This is a genomic window from Kitasatospora sp. NPDC057198, from assembly GCF_042670125.1.
In the GTDB taxonomy this organism is placed as follows: Bacteria; Actinomycetota; Actinomycetes; order Streptomycetales; family Streptomycetaceae; genus Kitasatospora.
Map to the genome: position 1 here is coordinate 1 of NZ_JBHUWH010000714.1, position 2,683 is coordinate 2,683.

The following is a 2,683-nucleotide window of genomic DNA, read 5'->3' on the forward strand; positions in this document are numbered from 1 at the left end:
GGTCCGGGCTGCTGCGCATCGCCGCATTGTGCCAGCCCGGACCCCTCCGCCGTAAGGTGCGAATCCGTCGGTCGCTACTGGGTGCCGAGCAGCCCCCCGGCCCCGCCGAGGGCCGGCGCGGTGCTGCTGGACGGGCTGCGGCCGGCCCCGCCGCCGGGGCGGGCGGACGGGCTCCACGAGGGCTGCCGGTCGTCCTCGCCGGTGCCCGCCCCGGTGCTGGCGCTGGGCCGGGAGGTGGCCGAGCGCGAGGGCCGGACGTCCTCGGCGGACGGCGAGGAGGTGGCGCCGGCGCCGTCCGTCGGGGACGGGCTGCCGCTGGGCGTCGCGGAGGGGCTCGGCGTGCCGGAGGGGGTGCTCGCGGCCGGGGCCCGGGTCGGCCCGGCGAAGTCGGTGACCGGTTGCCCGGCCAGTGCCGCCTTCATGTACGCCGTCCAGATCTGCGCCGGGTACTTGCCGCCCGCCGCGCTGCCGGTGCCGCCGACGCCGTCCAGGCTGACCTGCTTGCCGGTGCCCGGCTCCTGCCCGAACAGGCCGACCACGGTGACCAGCTCGGGGGTGTACCCGGCGAACCAGACCGACCTGGACTCGTCCGTGGTGCCGGTCTTGCCCGCCGCCGGGCGGTTCAGCGCGGCCGCCCGGTAGCCGGTGCCGCCCTGGTCGTCGACGACGCCCCGGAGGATCGCGGTGGTGGACCGGGCGGCGTCCTTGGAGATCGCCCGGGTCGCCCGGTGCTCGGGCAGCGCGATCTGCTCGCCGCCCAGCTCCAGGCCCTTCACCAGCCACGGGGTGATCTGCTGACCGTCGTTGTCCAGGGTGGCGTACACCCCGGCCAGGTCCAGCGCGCTCGGCGTGGCGGTGCCCAGCGGGATCGAGGCGAGCGCCTTGAGGTCCGGGGTGTCCTCGGGCAGGCCGAGCGCCACCGCGGTGGCGCGGACCTTCTCCAGCCCGGTGTCCTGGGCGAGCTGCGCGAACACCGAGTTCACCGACCAGTCGGTGGCCTGCTGGAGGGTGATCTGCCCGTACGAGCGCTCGCCCTCGTTCGGCGGCGCGTACGGGGTGCCCTTGGCGCCGCGCACCGGCCGCCGGTTGGTGCCGTCGTACACGGTGTCGGCGGTGATCCGCTCGCCGGACTGGGTGCGCGCCCCGGCGTCCAGGGCGGCCGCCAGCGCGATCGCCTTGAAGGTGGAGCCCGCCTGGTAGTCGGTGCGGGTGGCGTTGTCGATCCAGTGCTTGGTGGCGTCCGAGCCGCCGTACAGCGCCAGCACCTGCCCGGTCTTCGGGTCCACCGAGACCGCGCCGGCCTGCGCCGCCGCGTCGACCTTGCGGCTGTCCGGCTTCAGGTTGGCGGTCAGCTGGGCCTGCACCGCGTCCTGGAGTTGCTGCTGCTTCTTCGAGTCGACGGTCAGCGTGATGGTGTAGCCGCCCTGGGCGAGCTGCGCGTCCGAGACGATCCCGTGGCCGGTCAGGTACGAGGTCGCCGCGGCCACCAGGTAGCCGGCCTGCCCGGACAGGCCGGGCGCGGACTTCGGCGCCAGCACCTCGGGGAAGGCGGTCTGCTGCCGCTCCTCGGCGCCCAGCCACTTCTTCGCGACCATGCCGTCCAGCACGTAATTCCAGCGCGCCATCGCCTTCTGCTTGCCGGCCTCGCTCGCCGAGGACACGTCGAAGGCGCTCGGCGCGTTCAGCAGCGTCGCCAGGTAGGCGCCCTGCGCGGCGGTCAGCTCGCTCGCGTCCACCCCGAAGTACGCCTGCGCGGCGGCCTGGATGCCGTACGCGCCGCGCCCGTAGTAGGAGGTGTTCAGGTAGGAGGAGAGGATCTCGTCCTTGCTCAGGGTCGCGTCGACCTTGATCGCGATGAAGACCTCCTTCACCTTGCGGCTGACGGTCTGCTTCTGGTTCAGGTATGCGTTCTTCACGTACTGCTGGGTGATCGTCGAGCCGCCCTGGGTGGTGCCGCCGGACGCGGTGTTGAACGCGGCCCGCGCCATGCCCTTGAGGTTGACCGCGCCCTCCGAGTAGAAGTTGCGGTCCTCGGCGGCCAGCGCGGCGTGCTGCGCCTCGGGGGAGACCTTGTCCAGCGGGACGTTCTGCCGGTTGGTCTGGCCGGTGCGGGCCAGCACCGAGCCGTCCGAGTAGAGCCAGGTGTTGGACTGGGCGGTGGCGGCGGCGTGCGCGTCCGGCACCTTCACCATGGCGATGCCCAGGGCGAACAGCCCGACCCCCAGCAGCAGGGACGCGGCCAGCCCGAGCAGGGTGATGCGCCAGGTGGGTATCAGCCGGCGCCAGCCGGTCCGCTTCTTCCGTTCGCTCCGCTCACGGGGCTTTCGAGGCAACGGAGACCTTCCCGCAGGCCCCGGACGGGCTGCTCGCTCGGGCGACGGCGTGAACCTCGCCAGCCTGACTGATCGACTTGTCAGATGTTAGGGACCTATGTCCCATTTCTCCTAAGACGATCTTTAAATCCCGCTTAGCTTTGCATCCTCCCCCTTCTCAACGAGTGTGCCGCGCAAGGGACATGGCGACCGGGCCGGGAAACGCGAAAGGCCCCCCGGTGAAGGGGGGCCTTTCGCTGTCTGTGCGCCGCCAGGGACTCGAACCCCGGACCCGCTGATTAAGAGTCAGCTGCTCTAACCAACTGAGCTAGCGGCGCGTGCTGACGGGAGAACACTACACCCTCCCCGAC

1 protein-coding gene and 1 tRNA gene are annotated in these 2,683 nt (G+C 72.2%); both read right to left on the reverse strand.

The genetic code is table 11. The features are described from left to right. Positions 1 to 74: 74 nt before the first annotated feature. Complete coding sequence (locus tag ACFUEL_RS38120; RefSeq protein WP_380242569.1) at positions 75 to 2,333, reverse strand: transglycosylase domain-containing protein; 2,259 nt, start codon at positions 2,331 to 2,333, stop codon at positions 75 to 77. A 243-nt stretch (positions 2,334 to 2,576) separates the two neighbouring features. Next, positions 2,577 to 2,650: transfer RNA gene (locus tag ACFUEL_RS38125), tRNA-Lys, on the reverse strand. Positions 2,651 to 2,683: the final 33 nt, after the last annotated feature.